This window comes from Bacillus sp. RIT 809 (assembly GCF_016892495.1).
GTDB lineage: Bacteria > Bacillota > Bacilli > Bacillales > Bacillaceae_G > Bacillus_A > Bacillus_A cereus_U.
The window spans coordinates 1-18485 of record NZ_JAFEMR010000003.1 but is presented as its reverse complement, the minus strand read 5'-3'; the positions used below and the strand labels follow the sequence as shown (position 1 = coordinate 18485).

The following is an 18485-nucleotide window of genomic DNA, read 5'->3' as shown; positions in this document are numbered from 1 at the left end:
ATTATTAAAGATAAAACAAGATTAAAAGGAGGAATTTATATGGGACATCATCACGGTCACCAACATCATGGGCATACTCACGGGCATTCCCACGGACATCATCATTTTGAAGAGAGTAGAGAAGGGAATAAGAAAGGTTTAATTACGGCATTAGTAATTACGGCAATTATTATGTTTCTTGAATTTTTGGGTGGACTAGTTACAAATAGTTTAGCCTTATTATCTGATTCAGGACATATGTTAAGTGACACGAGTTCGTTATTATTAAGTTTAATCGCTATTGGATTAGCAGCTAGAACTGTTACTTCTACAAAAACGTATGGATATTATCGTTTTGAAATATTGGCGGCATTAATTAATGGTATTACATTATTTGTTGTAGCTGGACTTATCGTGTGGGAAGCGATTGGAAGGTTTTTTGAACCACCAACTGTAGCAAGTGGTCCGATGATGTTAATCGCATCAATTGGTTTACTAGCAAATTTAATTAGTGCATGGGCTCTTATGAGACAAGGTGATGTGAAAAATAACGTCAATTTACGTAGCGCATATTTACATGTTCTTGGAGATGCTTTAGGTTCAGTTGGTGCGTTAGTAGCTGGTGCACTTATGTCGTTATTTTCATGGTATATTGCAGATCCAATTATTTCAGTGGTTGTAGCGCTATTAATTTTAAAGAGTGCATGGGGAGTAACAAAACATTCCATTCATATACTTATGGAGGGTACACCTGTTTCAATTGAGATAGAACAAGTTAAGCAAGCTATTAAAGAAGTGGAGGGTGTACGTGATATACACGATCTCCACATTTGGACAATTACATCAGGATTAGATGCATTAAGTGTCCATGTAATGATCGATAAAAAACAGGACGATCAAGAAGTGCTTCAAAATATTATTACTATGTTAAAACAGGAGTTCCATATTGAACATGCTACAATTCAAATCGAAACGCTTAAGATTAAGCATAGTGAAATGGTCGTTTAATAAAATTCAACAAAAAGGCTATGGAGGAAATTCTCCATAGCCTTTTTGTTCACGTAAGTAGAATTGTCCTTTTTGAAAGTTTTGTTTCAACTTTTCGTCTAAAGAGACAAAAAGTTGTCACAATTCCGTCACAATTAGCATAAACATACTATAAACGAAATGAACTTATCCCGCATAATAGCCCAATTGATTCAACTAATAATCAGTAGGGCTGAAAACACCACTGATTAAAAGTTCACTTTATTCTCAAGGAGGTAGGTCGTATGAAAACTATTCTTGCTATTGCTGGGCTTATTTGGGTTTTATCACACGGTATTCCAATTTATGAAGGAGAACAAATTCGTAGTGCTCTAAATAAAGAATTTAATGAATATCATATTATTGATCGACAAGATAATGTTGTTACAGTTCGTGTAAATGATTGTTTTCATACAGTTACCGTTGAAGGAACTTCTGTAGTTAATGACACAAAATTATGTGATCAACAATAGATGTATATATAATAGAAAGAAAAAAAGTCTCAATTCAAATTTGTGATGATTGAGGCTTTTTTTTATTGAGTTTTAGTGGGAGATTTCATTGTTTTTTTGAAAAAGGGAAAGGGTATAATGATAATTGGGATTGAGAAGCTAAGTATTTGTTAAGAATAATCATATAAAGATAAGATACTCATATAGGGTATCATTACATAGATATTTAATGCTATAATTGGTATACTCGTAAAAAGTATTTGTTTTTATTGGATGAAGAGAAACTTTAAGAAGGTGATAATATGGATCATAAAGAGCAGGAAACAACGGCTATGCATAGATCAGAAAAAGAAAAAGAGCAAATTATAAATAGATTGAAGAGAATTGAAGGACAAGTTCGTGGAATTCAAAATATGATTGAAAATGATCGTTATTGTGTTGATATTCTAGTGCAAATTTCAGCGATCAATGCAGCGATGAAAAAAGTAGGAATGGGCGTCTTAAAGAATCATACAAATCATTGTGTTTCAGGAGCTATTAAAAACGGGAATGGTGACGAAGCAATTGAAGAATTAATGACCGTTTTTGAACGTTTTTCAAAAGCGTAAAAACCAAGCTAGTATTTGACTGGCTTGGTTTTTCTTTATACATATATGGGGTATGGACAGATGGTATAAAAATTGATGCGTGGAATAAAGAGAAAATAAAGGTTTTAGAAAAAATTTTAAATCATTATATAAAACCATTGATTACCTTAGGGGGGTATGGTAAGATGTAGTTGTGATTAACAAACAATGAAGAAACAAGAGGAGGATTTTAAATGGAACAGTTAACATTAAAAGTTGAGGGTATGTCTTGTGGGCATTGTGTAAATTCTATTGAAAGTAATGTGAAAGAACTAAACGGCGTTGAACAAGTAAAAGTTCAATTAGCAGAAGGAACTGTTGAAGTTACTATCGACTCATCAGTTGTAACATTAAAAGATATCGTTGCTGTAATTGAAGATCAAGGCTATGATGTTCAATAATAATTTTTAATATGGAAATAAATCGTACTTTATATGGAGTACGATTTATTTTGCTAAAAATTATACCTTATAAGGGTATATAGAGGTGAGAGACATGAATGAACAAAAAGAGGCCAATCTCCAAATATCAGGCATGACATGTGCAGCATGTGCAAATAGAATTGAAAAAGGTCTTAAAAAAGTAGAAGGTGTGCAGGATGCAAATGTGAATTTTGCACTTGAAAAAACGAAAATTTTGTACGATCCAACTAAAACAAATCCGAAAGAATTTAAAGAAAAAGTTGAATCGTTAGGATATGGCATTGTAAGTGATAAAGCGGAGTTTACCGTTTCGGGAATGACATGCGCAGCGTGTGCGAATAAAGTGGAAAAGCGTTTAAATAAACTAGATGGTGTGAACAAGGCGACAGTAAATTTCGCTTTAGAATCAGCTACAGTAGACTTTAACCCTAATGAAATCAGTGTAAATGAGATGAAGAGTACAATCACAAAATTAGGATATAAATTAGAAGTGAAATCGGATGAGCAAGATTCATCAACAGATCACCGCTTAAAAGAAATTGAGCGACAAAAGAAGAAGTTTATTTTTTCGTTTATTTTATCATTTCCGTTATTGTGGGCAATGGTGAGTCATTTTTCATTTACATCTTTTATTTATTTACCTGATATGCTTATGAACCCATGGGTTCAGCTGGCCCTTGCAACTCCAGTACAGTTTATAATTGGAGGCCAGTTTTATATTGGTGCTTATAAAGCGTTACGCAATAAAAGTGCAAACATGGATGTTCTTGTGGCACTTGGAACGTCCGCAGCTTATTTCTATAGTGTTTATTTAAGTATTCAATCAATTGGTTCTTCAGAACATATGACAGATTTATATTTTGAAACGAGCGCGGTACTTATTACTTTAATTATTTTAGGTAAATTATTTGAGGCGAAAGCAAAAGGGCGTTCATCAGAAGCTATTAAAAAGTTGATGGGATTACAAGCGAAAACTGCCACAGTTGTGCGAGATGGCACAGAAATGAAAATTTTAATCGAAGAAGTGGTAGCTGGTGATGTTGTCTATGTTAAACCTGGTGAAAAAATCCCAGTAGATGGAGAAATTGTAGAAGGAAAATCAGCGATAGATGAATCGATGTTAACAGGCGAGAGTATTCCAGTTGATAAAACAATTGGGGATGTAGTAATCGGTTCTACAATGAATAAAAATGGATTTTTAAAAGTTAAGGCAACTAAGGTAGGAAGAGACACTGCATTAGCTCAAATTATTAAAGTAGTGGAAGAGGCTCAAGGTTCGAAAGCTCCTATTCAAAGGGTAGCTGATCAAATTTCAGGTATTTTCGTACCTGTTGTAGTTGTGATTGCTATAATCACATTTGCGGTATGGATGATATTTGTTACACCTGGTGATTTTGGAGGAGCACTTGAGAAAATGATAGCAGTGCTTGTTATCGCTTGTCCATGTGCATTAGGTCTTGCAACACCTACATCTATTATGGCGGGATCAGGAAGATCAGCTGAATACGGTATTTTATTTAAAGGTGGAGAGCATTTAGAAGCGACGCACAGATTAGATACGATTATTTTAGATAAAACGGGTACAGTGACAAATGGAAAACCGGTATTAACTGATATAATTGTGGCAGATGGATTTGATGAGAAGGAAATATTAAAATTAGTTGGTGCAGCAGAAAGAAATTCTGAACATCCACTTGCAGAAGCAATTGTAGAAGGAATTAAAGAAAAGGGAATTGATATCCCAAGTTCAGAAACGTTTGAAGCAATTCCTGGCTTTGGTATTGAGTCGGTTGTAGAAGGGAAACAGTTATTAATTGGTACACGCCGATTAATGAAGAAGTTTAATATTGATATTGAAGAAGTTTCTAAAGCGATGGAAGAACTAGAGCGAGAAGGAAAAACGGCAATGCTTATAGCGATAGATAAGGAATATGCTGGAATTGTTGCTGTTGCAGATACTGTAAAGGATACTTCAAAAGCAGCAATTGCAAGACTTAAGAAAATGGGTCTAGATGTCGTTATGATTACAGGAGATAATACACAAACTGCTCAGGCAATTGCAAAGCAAGTTGGTATTGATCACGTAATTGCAGAAGTATTACCAGAAGGAAAAGCAGAAGAAGTGAAGAAACTTCAAGCTAGTGGTAAGAAAGTGGCTATGGTTGGAGATGGAATTAATGATGCTCCTGCTCTTGCTACAGCGGACATTGGAATGGCAATTGGAACAGGAACAGATGTAGCAATGGAAGCAGCGGATATTACGTTAATCCGTGGCGATTTAAATAGTATTGCTGATGCAATTTTCATGAGTAAAATGACGATTAGAAATATTAAGCAAAATTTATTCTGGGCATTAGCTTATAACGGCCTAGGAATTCCAATTGCGGCGCTCGGTTTCTTAGCCCCTTGGGTTGCAGGTGCAGCGATGGCGTTTAGTTCTGTATCAGTCGTATTAAATGCATTAAGATTGCAAAGAGTTAAATTGAAATCTTAAACACTTTCAGCTATAAAACGAATTTAATATGCTTTTTTACAATAAACAATACTTTGTATAAGTATTGTTTATTGTTCGTTTAGAAGGAAAGATCGATATAATATAGAAAGAGCAGAAGTAGTGAATCTTATATAGTGGAAGAAACTGTTTCAAAAATAAAGACGAAATAATTATCCGGATAACCGAAATAGAAGAGTTAGTTTGATAAGGAGTTTTGCATATGTTTAAAGGTATTAAAATTAGAACATTCCAGAAAGAGGATTTAGAGCAAGTATTACAATTGTTCTATGAAACGGTTCATACGGTTAATGCACAAGATTATAATACGTTACAGCTACAGGCATGGGCACCAAAGCGACTAAATAGAGAAAGTTGGCTAAAGTCTTTAGAAAAGAATATTAGTTATGTAGCGGATAACAACGGTGTGATAGTTGGATTTGGGGATTATAATGATGAACATTACATAAATCGTTTGTTTACACATAAAGATTATCAAGGGAAAGGGATAGCTTCTTATATATTACAAAAGTTAGAAAAAGAAGTAATGAAGCTAGAACATAGGGATATATATACAGAGGCAAGTATTACAGCAAAACCTTTCTTTGAAAGTAAAGGTTATATTTGCATAAAGGAACAAAATAAGCAGCATAATGGTCAGATTTTTATTAATTATATAATGAAAAAAATAGCCTTCTCATAAATGAGAAGGCTATTTTTCATTATTTTACAGCTTCTTTTAGTTCTTTACCAGCTTTAAAAGCAGGTACTTTAGAAGCTGCGATTTGCATTTCTTCACCCGTTTGTGGGTTACGGCCTGTACGAGCAGCTCTTTCGCGAACTTCAAATGTACCGAATCCGATAAGTTGTACTTTTTCGCCAGCAGCTAAAGAGTTAGTGATTGATTCTACTACAGTTTGTAAAACTACAGTAGCTTCTTTTTGAGAAATTTCAGCTGATTGCGCTACGTTTTTGATTAATTCTGTTTTATTCATGTTTTCACCTCATATGTAAATAATGCTATTTAAGTTGTTATTATAACGTATAAAAGTTCAGAGAACAAGTGTACGCAGATATATTTACGAAAAAATTGAAATTCGTATCGTTTTTTCATGTTGTCACATCAATGTAACAAAAAGGTTTTAAAGTACATCTAGAGGTGAAAATATGAATACGCATCATGTGAAAAAAGAGCGAAAAAAATCAATCTTAAAGAAATTTATTATTAGTCTCATAAGTATATTAATGATTCCAATAAGCTTGTATTTCTATGCAACAGAAATAGAACGAAGATTAGTATCGGTCACGTGGAATGAAATAGAAGCTCCTACGATTCCTAAAGAGTTTAACAATAAAAAGATATTGCAATTCTCAGATGTGCATTTAGGGCCAGAGTTTACACTAAAGCAACTAGATAATTTGGTGGAGAAAATGAATGAGTTACGTCCAGATATAGTAGTTTTTACAGGGGATTTAATAGATAAGTTCGGATCTTATAATGAGGAAAGAGAAGAGGCGAAAGAAATTTTGAGGAAAATTCATGCTCCTCTCGGAAAGTATGCTGTGTTTGGGAATCATGATAGAGGCGGGGGAGGTAGTTTATTTTACAAAAGGTACATGGAGGAAGCGGGTTTTTCTGTTTTAGTAAATGACGTGCAGAAAATTAAAGTGGAAAATGGCAAGTATATTACAATATCAGGTTTGGATGATTTCTTATTAGGGAAACCACAAATAGACTCGACTTTAAAAAACTTAAGACAACAAGATTTCAATATGTTATTAGTACATGAGCCTGATGTTGTAGACAAAGTAGCTTGTTATCCAGTTGATTTTCAAATCTCAGGACATAGTCACGGAGGACAAGTTCAGATTCCTTTTGTAGGTCCTTTAATTACCACAAAATTAGCAGAGAAGTATGTTGAAGGAATGTATGAATTAGAAGGAAAGAGTAAGCCATTACATTTATATGTAAATCGCGGTATTGGGACGACGCGAATGCCTGTTAGATTTTGGAGTGTACCTGAATTTTCAGTTTTTGTATTGAAGCAAAGTAGTAACTAAAGTAGAACGTTTCATATTTTGGAGAATTAAGAGTACTTTTAAAGAAAGTTCTCTTTTTTATGGATTAAATACAGAATATTGTGTATTTTTGTTTAAAGTGTTAAAAGAAAGGGGAATTTTTATGATAGAAACATGGCATAAAGAATTGGAAAGTTTATATAATCAAATGGTTTCGTGGCGAAGAGATTTTCATCAATACCCAGAGCTATCGTTTCAAGAAATAGAAACACCGAAAAAAATAGCTGAAATCTTAAAAAGTTTTCATATTGATGTGAAAACAGATGTCGGGGGAAGAGGGGTAATCGGCGTAATTGAAGGTGGAATACCTGGGAAGACGATCGCGTTGCGTGCTGATTTTGATGGACTACCTATTCAAGATGAAAAGCAAGTTTCATATAAATCAAAGATTCCTGGCGTAATGCACGCTTGTGGCCATGATGGACATACAGCAACACTTTTAGGAGTCGCAAAAATATTAAGTGAAAACAGAGACCAACTTTCAGGAAAAATAGTCCTTATTCATCAACATGCAGAAGAGAAAGAACCTGGTGGGGCAATTGCTATGATTGAGGATGGTTGTTTAGAAGGAGTAGATGTTGTTTTTGGCACACATTTATCTTCTCAAATGCCTGTAGGAATTGTTGGGGCGAAAGCTGGAGCAATGATGGCCGCAGCTGATACTTTTGAAGTGAAGATGCAAGGGAGAGGCGGTCACGGCGGTATGCCGCATCATACTGTAGATGCCATTATCGTTGCAACACAAGTTATTAATCAATTGCAACTTTTAGTTAGTAGAAAAGTAGATCCGTTGCAATCTGCTGTATTAACAGTTGGTACATTCCATGCTGGTCAAGCAGATAATATTATTGCGGATACTGCTACATTTACAGGGACAATTCGGACGTTAAATCCTGAAGTTAGAGAATTTATGGAGAAGGAATTTAAACGAGTTGTTGAGGGGATTTGTCAGTCTCTTCATGCTGAAGTTAATATTCAATATAAACGGGGTTATCCAATATTAATAAATCATTTAGATGAAACGAGTCATTTTATGGAGATTGCGAAACGTGATCTTGGAAGAGACAGAGTCATTGAAGTACCACCGATTATGGGTGGAGAAGATTTTGCATATTATTTAGAACATGTTCCAGGAGCATTTTTCTTTACAGGTGCGGGTAATGAAGAAATAGGAGCAACATACCAACATCATCATCCTCAATTTGATTTTGATGAACGTGCGATGTTGGTTGGTGGGAAGTTACTTTTAAGTCTCGTAAATAGTTAGTTGAGAGATGGAAAAGAATCTCTTAAAACTTTAGATGTGAATACGACAAAGTAATTTGCATAAATAAAAAACAACAATAGGTTATTTGACACTCCCACCCTTAAAGGGGCAAGCTGACTAATGTCAGTGGGATTCTTGCTACCAAAGGCGAAGTCAATTTCTGGTATCGCTGACGTGCAAGATTGTGGTGTGCCATCACCACTCTCATGACAGACCATATAGGTTCGTGAGCATACCGTACAGATTCGTGTTCCGATGTTTTAGCGGCTTGTTCTTGACGTCACATATTATTTTACCGATAGCATGAATTCGGCTATCGAACTTCCTATGATATCTTGTTTTCGAAGAATGGTATATCCAATCATTACTAGAAAAGATTCATATATAAGTAAAGAAACAAGTAATTACTATTAGCATAGTGAAAATAAACTTTTTTCTTGACTTTTTATATGAAGGAGAGCAAAATGATAAAAAAGGAAGGGGGGATGATGATGGAAGAGTACGTATTAGAGCTGTATAACCTGTTATATACGACAGAATGGCAAGATATTGTTTCGTTTCTCGGGATAGTATTTTGTATGAAGATTGTAATCGTATATATGGAAGAGCAAGGTATGTTCTATTCCTTCTCATCTCCGTCCGATTTGCAAAGAGAGCCGTTACCAAACTATGCCAATATAAATGATAAACAAATTCCTTTTGTTATATTCTTTATGATTCGTTTTATAACAGCGATTGTGAAGAGGAAAGAAAGTGATGAAGAAGAGTGCCACTTAACTTGTAAGATAGCTAACGTTTTTTAAGCTAAATACAAGGAGGAGATTTATATGTGGTTTCGATTTCTTATGATTGGTTTCTTTTCATTAACAGCAATTTCACTAATGGGATATCAAGTGTCTGAAATATATCAAGCGTATAGCAATACGTTTTTTAACAAAAACTAATTGCATTGCTATTTAAATAATAAAGCGATAAAATCCTTCTTAAGAAGTTTTATTAAGAAGGATTTTTTCTTTGCCTTGTCTTGCTGTGTCAAACTATTGTCACATTTACACTGTGAATAATATGTTAAAATAGTGAGGTTACGTATACATATTTGAAGGAAGAGGGAGTGACCATTTTGGTGGATCAATCAACAAATCAGAAAAGCTATGCTCCTATTGTGATAACGCTTTCTGTAATTGTAAATGCGATTATATTATTTTTGTTCTTTGGACCTGTTGGCTATGAAGGAGAAGTACATTTTGATGTAACAATTTTACCAATGTTAAATGCAATCTTTAATAGTTTTACGTTTGTGTTTTTATTAGCAGCTTTATTCTCTATTATTAAAAAGAATGTGAAAATGCACCGTGGTTTTATCCTGGCAGCATTTACAACGACTTTACTATTTTGTGTTTCGTATTTATCGTACCATTACTTAGCACCAGCAACACATTTCGGTGGAGAAGGATTCATTAAATATGTGTATTTCATCATTTTAATTACACATATTATCCTTGCGGCGATTATTGTACCACTTGCATTGTTCGCACTAGTATTTGGTTTTACGAATCAATTAACACGTCACCGTAAAATTGTACGTTGGACGATGCCGATTTGGTTATATGTAAGTTTATCTGGTGTTATTGTTTACTTAATGATCTCGCCTTATTATCAATAAAAAATCTCAGCCTTTAAGGCTGGGATTTTTTTGTTAAGCAAATTTGTTTGTGAAATTAAAAAAGTGTGGTATACAAAAGTATAGTTGCTTTTCATATGGAAGGGATGGTAAAGGTATATGCAAAATTTTGTATTTCGTAATCCAACAAAACTTATTTTTGGTAAAGGACAATTAGAGCAGTTAAAAACTGAAATTCCACAGTTCGGTAAAAAAGTTCTTCTCGTATATGGAGGAGGAAGTATTAAAAGAAACGGTATTTATGATAATGTAATTTCTATTTTAAAGGATATAAATGCGGAAGTGTTTGAGTTGACGGGTGTTGAACCGAATCCTCGTTTATCAACAGTAAAGAAAGGGATTCAAATTTGTAAAGACAATGGAGTCGAATTTATTTTAGCCGTTGGCGGAGGAAGTGTAATCGACTGTACGAAAGCGATTGCTGCTGGTAGTAAATATGATGGAGATGTATGGGATATTGTAACGAAAAAATCATTTGCTAGCGAGGCGTTACCGTTCGGTACTGTACTCACTCTTGCGGCAACAGGTTCTGAAATGAATGCAGGCTCTGTAATTACAAACTGGGAAACGAATGAAAAGTACGGCTGGGGCAGTCCAGTTACATTCCCTCAGTTTTCAATTTTAGATCCACTACATACTTCGTCTGTACCGAAAGATCAAACAATTTACGGTATGGTAGATATTATGTCACACGTATTAGAACAATATTTCCATCATGGAACAAATACAGAACTACAAGATCGTTATTGTGAATCTGTTTTAAGAACAGTCATTGAAACAGCTCCTAAGCTTTTAAGTGATTTAGAAAATTATGAGCATAGGGAAACAATATTATATTGCGGAACGATGGCGTTAAACGGCATTTTAGCGATGGGAGTAAGAGGAGATTGGGCAACTCATAATATTGAGCATGCAGTTTCTGCTGTTCATGATATACCACATGGGGGTGGCCTTGCGATTTTATTCCCGAACTGGATGAAGCATGTTGTAGATGAAAATATAAGTCGTTTTAAACAGTTCGCTATTCGTGTATTCGATGTAGAAACAGATGGGAAGACCGATAAAGAGATTGCATTAGAGGGAATTGAGGCATTACGTCAATTTTGGACTTCGATTGAAGCGCCAGTAACATTAGCTGATTACGCTATTAGAGAAAGTGAAATTGACTTAATGGCGGATAAAGCGATGGCTTATGGTGAATTCGGTAACTTTAAAAAATTAAATAAAGATGATGTTCTTGCAATTTATAAAGCTTCTTTATAAGTGAAGCGAGAGAAGAAACCTATTTGATTGTTGTATCAAATAGGTTTCTTTTTTGTTGTTTATAACCGATTGTGATTGTTAATGATTATTTTTGATTGTTTGTGGTTGATTTTTGTGATCGTTTTCATTATACTGTAATCAAAGAAGAGGTGAAGAAGATGTTAACTCCTGAACGTCATCAAATGATACTACAACTTGTAAAAGAACAAAAAGTGGTTAAATTACAGCAATTAGTGGAAAGAACAGAAAGCTCTGAGTCGACAATTCGTCGTGATTTAGCACAATTGGAAAAACAAAGGTTATTAAAAAGAGTTCATGGTGGTGCCTCTGTTTTAACAGGAAAAGGACAGGAGCCCACGATGATTGAAAAATCATCCAAAAACATTCAAATAAAACAACAAATTGCCAAGTATGCGGCTAGTATTGTTGAACAAGGGGATTGCGTTTATTTAGATGCAGGAAGTACAACATTTGAAATGATTCCATTTTTAATAAACAAAGATGTTACTGTCGTAACGAATGGACTTATGCATATTGAAGCTTTAGTTGAAAATAATATTTGTGCGTATTTATTAGGCGGGATGATGAAGGGTAGGACGAAAGCTTTAATTGGTGCTATGGCACAGGAAAGTATGCAGAAGTATCGTTTTGATAAATGTTTTTTAGGAGCTAATGGTGTACATGAACAGTTAGGGTATACAACGCCAGATCCAGAAGAAGCACTCTTGAAACAAATGGCATTAACATTAGCGAACGAAGGGTATTTCTTAATTGATGAAAGTAAATTTTCAGAAGTTGCGTTTGCGAAAATTGCAAATGTTGAAGATGCAAGCATTATTACAAACCATTTAGAAATTGATTTAGAAAAATATAAAAGACAAACCAATGTAATTGAGGCTGATAAACAATGATCTATACAGTTACTTTAAACCCATCTATTGATTATGTAGTACAAGTTAATTCTTTCGATTTAGGAACAGTAAACCGAGCAGAGAAAGATATGAAGTTTCCTGGAGGAAAAGGGATTAATGTTTCTCGTGTTCTTCATCGTTTAGGTGTTGAAAATGTAGCGCTTGGATTTACGGGTGGATTTACTGGTCAATTTATTAAAGATGTATTGCATGGTGAAGGTGTAACAACGAACTTCGTCCAAGTAGATGGAGATTCTCGAATTAATGTGAAAATAAAAGGGCAAGAAGAAACAGAGTTAAATGGACAAGGTCCTATTGTGACAAATGAGCAATTTGAACAATTGATGAAAAAAATCGAAAGTATGCAATCTGGAGATTGTGTTGTACTAGCTGGAAGTGTACCTTCTTCTATTCCAACTACCTTTTATGAATCAATCGCAGCGTTTGGAGCCGAAAAAGGTATTCGTGTAGTAGTAGATGCAAGTGGAAGTGCACTGCAGTATGTAACTAAAAATAAGCCATTTTTAATAAAGCCAAATCATCATGAACTTGGTGAGTTATTCGGAGTGGAGCTTTCAACAGTAGAAGCCATTTTACCGTATGGAAGAAAATTAATCGAACAAGGTGTAGAGCACGTTATCGTATCAATGGCAGGAGATGGAGCTTTATTATTTACGGCAGAAGGTATATATGAAGCAACTGTTCCAAAAGGTGTTGTAATTAATTCAGTTGGGGCAGGAGATTCCCTTGTTGCAGGATTTGTAGGTAAATATGAACAGACAAAAGATATTGAAAAAGCATTTCAATATGGTGTTGCAACGGGGAGTGCAACAGCATTTTCAGCAGATTTATGTACAAAGGAAAAAGTAGAAGAATTGTTGTCGCAAGTAGTTGTAGTTAAGCGATAGGGGGAAGCAACATATGAAAATTACAGAACTATTAAAAAGGGATACAGTCATTATGAATATGACAGCTTCAAATAAAGAAGCTGTCATAGATGAATTAGTTGAGAAATTAAATGGTGCTAATCGTTTAAATAATAAAGCTGAATTTAAAGAAGCTATTTTAAAGCGGGAGTCACAAAGTACAACAGGAATTGGTGAAGGTATTGCTATACCTCATGCGAAGACGAAAGCTGTTAAGCAACCAGCAATTTGTTTTGGTAGAAGTGTAAGCGGTATCAACTATGAATCGCTTGACGGACAGCCTGCACATTTATTCTTTATGATTGCTGCAAGTGAAGGGGCGAATAATACTCATTTAGAAACGTTGTCGCGTCTATCTACATTATTAATGGATGAAGGTTTTCGTAAACAATTATTAGAAGCAAAGGATGAAGAGGAACTTCTTCGTTTATTTGATGAAAAAGAGAATGAAAAAGAAGAAGAAGTTGAAGTAGCAAAGCCAGAAGGGAATGAACCGTACGTATTAGCTGTTACAGCTTGTCCAACTGGTATCGCTCACACATATATGGCTGCGGATAGTTTAAAAGCAAAAGCAGCAGAGTTAGGTATAGCCATTAAAGTTGAAACGAACGGATCAACAGGTATAAAGAATGGTTTAACGAAAGAGGATATTGAACGTGCAACAGCGATTATCGTTGCGGCAGATAAACAAGTAGAAATGAACCGTTTTGCTGGAAAACATGTCATTCAAGTGCCGGTCGCTGATGGCATTAGAAAAACTGAAATCCTTCTTAATCGAGCTGTAAAACAAGATGCACCAATCTTTAAGGGTGTAAAAAAGGATGGGAAGGCAGAAAGTGTAGAGAGAGAAAAAGGGCTGGGAATTTATAAGCATTTAATGAGCGGTGTAAGTAATATGCTTCCATTCGTTGTTGGTGGCGGGATTTTAATCGCGCTAGCGTTTATGTTCGGTGGAATTAAGGCAAAAGGTCCTATTGCTGAAATATTAATGGCTATTGGCGGTGGAGAAACAGGTGCGTTTTTATTCCTTGTACCAATTTTAGCTGGATTTATCGCAAGCTCTATTGCTGATCGTCCTGGTTTTATGCCTGGTGTTGTTGGTGGATTTTTAGCAGCACAAGCGAATGCTGGATTTTTAGGTGGATTAATTGCTGGTTTCTTAGCTGGATATGTTGTTTTAGGGTTGAAAAGATTATTTTCAGGATTACCAGTACAGTTAGAAGGAATTAAACCTGTTTTGTTATATCCAGTCTTTGGATTGTTGATTACAGGAGTTGTTATGCAAAAAGTAGTAAACCCGCCTGTAGTAGCATTAAATGAAATGTTAACAGGATGGTTAAATGGTTTGAGTGGTACAAATGCTATATTATTAGGCCTTATTTTAGGTGGTATGATGGCAATTGATATGGGTGGTCCAATTAATAAAGCGGCATTTACATTTGGTATTGCTGCCATAGAAGCACAGAATTTTGGAGTGCACTCAGCAGTTATGGCTGGTGGTATGGTACCACCACTTGCGATTGCATTAGCAACCACATTCTTTAAAACAAAATTTACAGAAGCGGAACGTAAATCTGGTTTAACAAATTATATTATGGGAGCTTCGTTTATTACAGAAGGTGCGATTCCATTTGCAGCTGCCGATCCAGTTCGAGTAATAGTAAGTTGTGTTGTTGGTTCAAGTATCGCGGGTGCCTTATCTATGTTATTCCAAATTACATTGCCGGCACCGCATGGTGGATTGTTTGTTATCGCATTAGTGAATAAACCGTTGCTATACATTTTCTCTATATTAATTGGGACGATTGTTTCAGCTATTATGATAGGTGTTTGGAAGAAGAAAGTTAAATAAAAGATAAAAAGGGACAGCTAATAGGAGTTGTTCCTTTTTCATTACAAAAAGTAATTTAATAATTGGATTATGATGGATTTTGGTAAAAGATGTAATGAAAAGTGATTTTTTTGTAACAAAAAAGTAATACTGTAATTTTTTCTGGAAAAAAATTCTTATACTAATTTGTGAGAAATATATGAAAACTATTGCTAATTTTGGTAGAAATGCAATTCTTTAATATGGAAATTTATGTTACAAATCATTAATCGTTTATTACGAATGCTTTGTAATTGTGTGATTTTCGAAATTCTACAAAAAACTGTTGCTATAATGAGAACACGAAAACAAAGCAAATGGAGGCTATTCATGAAAAAATTATTAGGTATAGCAACAGCAGCAGTTTTTGGTCTTGGGATTTTTGCAGGTTCTGCTAAAGCGGAAACGATTGTAACAACAGATGTATTAAACGTTAGAGAAAACCCAACTGTAGAATCAAAGCTTGTAGGTAAAATGTTAAGTGGAAATAAATTAGATGTTATAAATACAGAAAACGGATGGTCCAAAATTAAATTAGATGGCAAAGAAGCGTTTGTAAGTGCTGAGTTTACGAAAAGTTCTTATTATGTAACAGCAAACGTATTAAACGTTCGTGCTGGAGCGAATACTGATTCAGAAATTCTGGGCACGCTTAAAAAAGATGACTTGATTGAAACGACAAATCAAGTACAAAACGAATGGTTACAATTCGAATATGGTGGGAAAGCGGCGTATGTTCACGTACCATTTTTAACAGGTACAGCACCTGTTATTGAAAGAAAAGAAGTTCCAGCTCAAGCTGAAGCGCCAACTAAGGTGAAAACGGCGGTTAAAAATGATACATCAGTTAAGGAGAAAACTCCGGCTAAAAATGATACGGCAGTTAACGGAAAAGAATCTGTTAAAAGTGGAGCATCAAGTAAACCAGTAGCACAAGCGAAGCCAGCAGCGAAATCTACTGAAACAAGTGCACCTGCTGGTGGTCGTGAAATAACAGTAGAAGCGACAGCTTACACAGCGAATCCGGGTGAAAATGGCACATATGGTGGTCGTGTGTTAACTGCGATGGGGCATGATTTAACAGCAAATCCAAATATGAAAGTTATTGCTGTTGATCCGAAAGTAATTCCTCTAGGATCAAAAGTGTGGGTGGAAGGATATGGAGAAGCAATTGCTGGAGATACTGGTGGCGCGATTAAAGGAAACCGTATTGACGTTTTAGTTGGTTCAGATAGCACTGCTGATAGTTGGGGTCGTAAATCCGTTAAAGTGAAAGTTATAAAATAATGTATTAAAATAAAAAACGGCTGCTTGAAAATGTCTAAGCGGCCGCTTTTTTTATAAGAATTATTGAAAAGGGTAAATTGTTTTACCTGTAATAATTTTATACGCGGTGCAAAATTGAGTTTGCATATACTCTGTATTTTTATTTTCTGGATGTAACGCCGTTTCTTGAAGAGTAGAATGAAAGGAACGTAGTAAACAATTTAGTGCGAAGTATAATTCTTCTTGTGAACAATTTTGTTCTTTTGTAGCAGTAGCTAAAATAAGGTCTTTTATTAATAATGGAAAATCGATAGTCGCTTGTTTCATAGTCATTGCACCCTCTCCCGAGCTATTTTTTATCATGTATATGCAGAATTGGACAAGCTATGCTCTTTTTTTATGTATAATTTCATGTACTAGATTCAAAGAACTTGCAATCATGCCGTTAAAATTGGTAAGATTGGGTATAATCAATAGATGGAGTATATTACATAAAGAGAGTTGAATGATATGGGAGAAGTGCAACGTGAAAAAGTTGCTGTCATCATTGGGCCAACTGCTGTCGGGAAGACGAAATTAAGTATCGATCTTGCAAAAGCGTTGAATGGTGAGATTATTAGTGGTGATTCCATGCAAATTTATCGTACGATGGATATCGGGACTGCAAAGGTGACGACAGATGAGATGGACGGAATTCCGCATTATATGATTGATATAAAAGATCCGGAAGATTCATTTTCTGTGGCGGAATTTCAAGAACGTGTCCGTAAGTGCATTCGAGAAATTACTGAGCGCGGAAAATTACCAATTATTGTTGGTGGAACTGGTCTCTATATACAATCTGTTCTATTCGATTACCAGTTTACTGATGAGGCTGGAGACGCTACATACCGAGAACAGATGGAAAAATTAGCATTAGAACGCGGTGTGGAATATATACATAAAAAGTTGCAAGAAGTAGATCCAGAAAGTGCGGAGCGTATTCATGCCAATAATGTAAGGCGTGTTATTCGGGCGTTAGAAATTTTTCACACGACGGGTGAAAAAATGAGTAACCAGCTCGAAAAACAAGAAAATGAGTTACTGTACGATGTTTCATTAATTGGCTTGACAATGGATCGAGAAATGCTATACGATCGCATTAACTTACGTGTTAACCTAATGATTGAACAAGGTTTATTAGAAGAAGTAAAAGGTCTACATGAAAGAGGAGTGCGAGATTGTCAATCTATTCAAGCGATTGGTTATAAAGAGATATATGATTATTTTGAGAATCGTGTATCTTTAGAAGAAGCGGTATCACAATTAAAGACGAATTCACGCCGTTATGCAAAACGTCAATTAACGTGGTTCCGTAATAAGATGGATGTCGCGTGGTTCGATGTTACTGATGGTGAAAAAACGTCAGAAATTTTACGATACATAGAAGGAAAGCTACAACTAAAGTCGAATAATAGTAAGTAGAGAAAAAGAGGAGGATTCGACATGAAGCAATCAATCAATATTCAAGATCAGTTTTTAAATCAACTCCGTAAAGAGAATACGTTCGTTACGCTGTACTTATTAAATGGTTTCCAGCTTCGTGGATTAATTAAAGGATTTGATAATTTTACAGTCCTGCTGGAAACAGAAGGTAAGCAACAGCTTATTTATAAACATGCAATTTCTACATTTGTACCACAAAAAAATGTTTCGATTGAATTAGAGTAGTAATGAATTATTGTACATAACAAAAAAAGAGCGAGTTTCTCGCTCTTTTTTTTATTTGTCATAAACAATAAATAGTGAAATTTAAGCGATTCTAAATACAGTAAGTCGGATGTTAGTGTTGCCTGTTTCGGGAATTGTAATTTCGCTAAGGGTAGATTTGACAGAAATATTTGTGCTAGCTGCTAACGTTTCAATTGTAGTAAATGAAAGTGAGTCACCTATTAGATTTGAAGAGAAGTTGTCAGTTGCGACTGCTCCATTTATTGAAATTCCTACTCCGAGCGGAGCACATCCTGGTGCAGTTGTAGAGATGGATACACTAATTACATAAATACCAGCGTTGATAACAGTAACTGTATCTGTGCCGTTGAAGATAATGTTGTTTACGTTAATTGCAGTACTAAAAATAAAGTTATTAAATTGGAGTACTGTTTGTTGGATGTTGTTTGTTACAACAATTGTTGCTACTGGGAAGCTAGGTCCAGTAGGTCCGGTAACTCCTATACCAGTAGCACC

General features: G+C 35.1%; 20 protein-coding genes. 17 read left to right on the top strand and 3 right to left on the bottom strand.

Going from position 1 to position 18485, the window contains the following annotated elements:
• Positions 1 to 39: 39 nt before the first annotated feature.
• The 6 genes from JTF23_RS04425 to JTF23_RS04400 all read left to right on the top strand — a co-directional run bounded on the left by JTF23_RS04425 (position 40) and on the right by JTF23_RS04400 (position 5699).
• Positions 40 to 987 (top strand): cation diffusion facilitator family transporter, encoded by a 948-nt coding sequence (locus JTF23_RS04425; RefSeq protein WP_204208196.1) that lies wholly within the window; start codon positions 40 to 42, stop codon positions 985 to 987.
• A 263-nt stretch (positions 988 to 1250) separates the two neighbouring features.
• On the top strand, positions 1251 to 1478 hold the full coding sequence (locus JTF23_RS04420) for a hypothetical protein (RefSeq protein ID WP_002160816.1): 228 nt from the start codon (positions 1251 to 1253) through the stop codon (positions 1476 to 1478).
• Positions 1479 to 1759: 281 nt separating this feature from the next.
• The gene (locus JTF23_RS04415) at positions 1760 to 2065 is read left to right on the top strand and encodes a metal-sensing transcriptional repressor (RefSeq protein WP_002160817.1); all 306 of its coding nucleotides are present in this window, start codon (positions 1760 to 1762) and stop codon (positions 2063 to 2065) included.
• Positions 2066 to 2277: 212 nt separating this feature from the next.
• Positions 2278 to 2484: a copper chaperone CopZ gene (gene copZ / locus JTF23_RS04410; RefSeq protein ID WP_002160818.1), complete on the top strand. Its 207-nt coding sequence runs from the start codon at positions 2278 to 2280 to the stop codon at positions 2482 to 2484.
• Between the two features lie 94 nt (positions 2485 to 2578).
• Positions 2579 to 4999, top strand: a complete 2421-nt coding sequence (locus JTF23_RS04405) for a heavy metal translocating P-type ATPase (protein WP_002160819.1) — start codon at positions 2579 to 2581, stop codon at positions 4997 to 4999.
• Between the two features lie 220 nt (positions 5000 to 5219).
• Positions 5220 to 5699, top strand: coding sequence for a GNAT family N-acetyltransferase (locus JTF23_RS04400; RefSeq protein ID WP_002199595.1), 480 nt, complete (start codon positions 5220 to 5222; stop codon positions 5697 to 5699).
• Between the two features lie 19 nt (positions 5700 to 5718).
• Here JTF23_RS04400 and JTF23_RS04395 read toward each other — a convergent pair whose 3' ends face one another.
• Positions 5719 to 5991, bottom strand: a complete 273-nt coding sequence (locus JTF23_RS04395; RefSeq protein ID WP_002111275.1) for an HU family DNA-binding protein — start codon at positions 5989 to 5991, stop codon at positions 5719 to 5721.
• 172 nt (positions 5992 to 6163) lie between these two features.
• Between JTF23_RS04395 and JTF23_RS04390 the strand changes: the two genes are divergently transcribed.
• The 9 genes from JTF23_RS04390 to entD all read left to right on the top strand — a co-directional run bounded on the left by JTF23_RS04390 (position 6164) and on the right by entD (position 16280).
• Positions 6164 to 7057 carry a metallophosphoesterase gene (locus tag JTF23_RS04390; RefSeq protein ID WP_078172980.1) on the top strand — a complete coding sequence of 298 codons (894 nt, stop codon included), beginning with the start codon at positions 6164 to 6166 and terminating at the stop codon, positions 7055 to 7057.
• A 121-nt stretch (positions 7058 to 7178) separates the two neighbouring features.
• Positions 7179 to 8342 (top strand): M20 metallopeptidase family protein, encoded by a 1164-nt coding sequence (locus tag JTF23_RS04385; protein ID WP_204208195.1) that lies wholly within the window; start codon positions 7179 to 7181, stop codon positions 8340 to 8342.
• Between the two features lie 464 nt (positions 8343 to 8806).
• The gene (locus JTF23_RS04380) at positions 8807 to 9145 is read left to right on the top strand and encodes a hypothetical protein (protein WP_204208194.1); all 339 of its coding nucleotides are present in this window, start codon (positions 8807 to 8809) and stop codon (positions 9143 to 9145) included.
• Between the two features lie 317 nt (positions 9146 to 9462).
• Positions 9463 to 10005 (top strand): DUF420 domain-containing protein, encoded by a 543-nt coding sequence (locus JTF23_RS04375; RefSeq protein WP_000228315.1) that lies wholly within the window; start codon positions 9463 to 9465, stop codon positions 10003 to 10005.
• Between the two features lie 117 nt (positions 10006 to 10122).
• Positions 10123 to 11286, top strand: a complete 1164-nt coding sequence (locus tag JTF23_RS04370) for an iron-containing alcohol dehydrogenase (protein ID WP_204208193.1) — start codon at positions 10123 to 10125, stop codon at positions 11284 to 11286.
• Positions 11287 to 11444: 158 nt separating this feature from the next.
• The gene (locus JTF23_RS04365; RefSeq protein ID WP_078180973.1) at positions 11445 to 12197 is read left to right on the top strand and encodes a DeoR/GlpR family DNA-binding transcription regulator; all 753 of its coding nucleotides are present in this window, start codon (positions 11445 to 11447) and stop codon (positions 12195 to 12197) included.
• Positions 12194 to 13105, top strand: a complete 912-nt coding sequence (gene pfkB / locus JTF23_RS04360) for a 1-phosphofructokinase (RefSeq protein WP_002160825.1) — start codon at positions 12194 to 12196, stop codon at positions 13103 to 13105. The genes JTF23_RS04365 and pfkB overlap by 4 nt, the downstream gene beginning before the upstream one ends.
• A gap of 13 nt (positions 13106 to 13118) precedes the next feature.
• Positions 13119 to 14975 (top strand): PTS fructose transporter subunit IIABC, encoded by a 1857-nt coding sequence (locus JTF23_RS04355; protein WP_002160826.1) that lies wholly within the window; start codon positions 13119 to 13121, stop codon positions 14973 to 14975.
• A 348-nt stretch (positions 14976 to 15323) separates the two neighbouring features.
• Positions 15324 to 16280, top strand: coding sequence for a cell wall-binding protein EntD (entD, locus tag JTF23_RS04350; RefSeq protein WP_204208192.1), 957 nt, complete (start codon positions 15324 to 15326; stop codon positions 16278 to 16280).
• Between the two features lie 60 nt (positions 16281 to 16340).
• On the opposite strand, the gene JTF23_RS04345 is transcribed toward entD, so the two are convergent.
• Positions 16341 to 16586 carry a hypothetical protein gene (locus tag JTF23_RS04345; RefSeq protein ID WP_002199601.1) on the bottom strand — a complete coding sequence of 82 codons (246 nt, stop codon included), beginning with the start codon at positions 16584 to 16586 and terminating at the stop codon, positions 16341 to 16343.
• A gap of 183 nt (positions 16587 to 16769) precedes the next feature.
• Here JTF23_RS04345 and miaA point away from each other — a divergent pair, with 183 nt between their 5' ends.
• Positions 16770 to 17723, top strand: coding sequence for a tRNA (adenosine(37)-N6)-dimethylallyltransferase MiaA (gene miaA / locus JTF23_RS04340; protein WP_002111263.1), 954 nt, complete (start codon positions 16770 to 16772; stop codon positions 17721 to 17723).
• A 21-nt stretch (positions 17724 to 17744) separates the two neighbouring features.
• Positions 17745 to 17969 (top strand): RNA chaperone Hfq, encoded by a 225-nt coding sequence (gene hfq / locus JTF23_RS04335; RefSeq protein WP_000813896.1) that lies wholly within the window; start codon positions 17745 to 17747, stop codon positions 17967 to 17969.
• A gap of 81 nt (positions 17970 to 18050) precedes the next feature.
• On the opposite strand, the gene JTF23_RS04330 is transcribed toward hfq, so the two are convergent.
• Positions 18051 to 18485, bottom strand: a 435-nt coding sequence (locus JTF23_RS04330) for a Gly-Xaa-Xaa repeat protein (RefSeq protein ID WP_204208191.1), incomplete at its 5' end; no start/stop codon positions are given.

What these genes read in the sequence shown, in the direction of transcription:
- JTF23_RS04425 (WP_204208196.1), top strand. Translation starts at nt 40, where the DNA reads ATGGGACATCATCACGGTCACCAACATCATGGGCATACTCACGGGCAT.
- JTF23_RS04420 (WP_002160816.1), top strand. Translation starts at nt 1,251, where the DNA reads ATGAAAACTATTCTTGCTATTGCTGGGCTTATTTGGGTTTTATCACAC.
- JTF23_RS04415 (WP_002160817.1), top strand. Translation starts at nt 1,760, where the DNA reads ATGGATCATAAAGAGCAGGAAACAACGGCTATGCATAGATCAGAAAAA.
- copZ (WP_002160818.1), top strand. Translation starts at nt 2,278, where the DNA reads ATGGAACAGTTAACATTAAAAGTTGAGGGTATGTCTTGTGGGCATTGT.
- JTF23_RS04405 (WP_002160819.1), top strand. Translation starts at nt 2,579, where the DNA reads ATGAATGAACAAAAAGAGGCCAATCTCCAAATATCAGGCATGACATGT.
- JTF23_RS04400 (WP_002199595.1), top strand. Translation starts at nt 5,220, where the DNA reads ATGTTTAAAGGTATTAAAATTAGAACATTCCAGAAAGAGGATTTAGAG.
- JTF23_RS04395 (WP_002111275.1), bottom strand. Translation starts at nt 5,991, where the DNA reads ATGAATAAAACAGAATTAATCAAAAACGTAGCGCAATCAGCTGAAATT.
- JTF23_RS04390 (WP_078172980.1), top strand. Translation starts at nt 6,164, where the DNA reads ATGAATACGCATCATGTGAAAAAAGAGCGAAAAAAATCAATCTTAAAG.
- JTF23_RS04385 (WP_204208195.1), top strand. Translation starts at nt 7,179, where the DNA reads ATGATAGAAACATGGCATAAAGAATTGGAAAGTTTATATAATCAAATG.
- JTF23_RS04380 (WP_204208194.1), top strand. Translation starts at nt 8,807, where the DNA reads ATGATAAAAAAGGAAGGGGGGATGATGATGGAAGAGTACGTATTAGAG.
- JTF23_RS04370 (WP_204208193.1), top strand. Translation starts at nt 10,123, where the DNA reads ATGCAAAATTTTGTATTTCGTAATCCAACAAAACTTATTTTTGGTAAA.
- JTF23_RS04365 (WP_078180973.1), top strand. Translation starts at nt 11,445, where the DNA reads ATGTTAACTCCTGAACGTCATCAAATGATACTACAACTTGTAAAAGAA.
- pfkB (WP_002160825.1), top strand. Translation starts at nt 12,194, where the DNA reads ATGATCTATACAGTTACTTTAAACCCATCTATTGATTATGTAGTACAA.
- JTF23_RS04355 (WP_002160826.1), top strand. Translation starts at nt 13,119, where the DNA reads ATGAAAATTACAGAACTATTAAAAAGGGATACAGTCATTATGAATATG.
- entD (WP_204208192.1), top strand. Translation starts at nt 15,324, where the DNA reads ATGAAAAAATTATTAGGTATAGCAACAGCAGCAGTTTTTGGTCTTGGG.
- JTF23_RS04345 (WP_002199601.1), bottom strand. Translation starts at nt 16,586, where the DNA reads ATGAAACAAGCGACTATCGATTTTCCATTATTAATAAAAGACCTTATT.
- miaA (WP_002111263.1), top strand. Translation starts at nt 16,770, where the DNA reads ATGGGAGAAGTGCAACGTGAAAAAGTTGCTGTCATCATTGGGCCAACT.
- hfq (WP_000813896.1), top strand. Translation starts at nt 17,745, where the DNA reads ATGAAGCAATCAATCAATATTCAAGATCAGTTTTTAAATCAACTCCGT.